This window comes from Sphingomonas sp. 10B4 (assembly GCF_035019905.1).
Taxonomy (GTDB): Bacteria; Pseudomonadota; Alphaproteobacteria; order Sphingomonadales; family Sphingomonadaceae; genus Sphingomonas; species Sphingomonas glacialis.
Window position 1 is genome coordinate 1 of the sequence record NZ_JASJVC010000281.1, and the last position, 278, is coordinate 278.

The following is a 278-nucleotide window of genomic DNA, read 5'->3' on the forward strand; positions in this document are numbered from 1 at the left end:
GCCTGGTTATCCGGGGCAAGGATTTTTGGAATGAGCGCAGTTATTTGTCGCAACTCGCAGAAAAGAGTAGTGAATTCCACTTTAAAGCGAGTCTGACTGGCGATAAAAACCAGCCCCAAATCGTCGTCATGGTGATTGGAGAATCCTCACGCTATGACCGCTGGAGTCTCAACGGCTATGAGCGCGCTACCAATCCACTGTTAAAGCAGGAAAGCAAGCTCGTCAGTTTTACCGATGTAGTCACTGCCGTCTCTGCTACCCGTTTGTCGGTACCTATC

General features: G+C 49.6%; 1 protein-coding gene. It reads left to right on the forward strand.

The window, feature by feature from the left end; translation table 11 throughout:
- A partial coding sequence (locus tag QN347_RS19820; protein WP_323494399.1) for a sulfatase-like hydrolase/transferase occupies nt 1-278 on the forward strand: 278 nt, incomplete at both ends.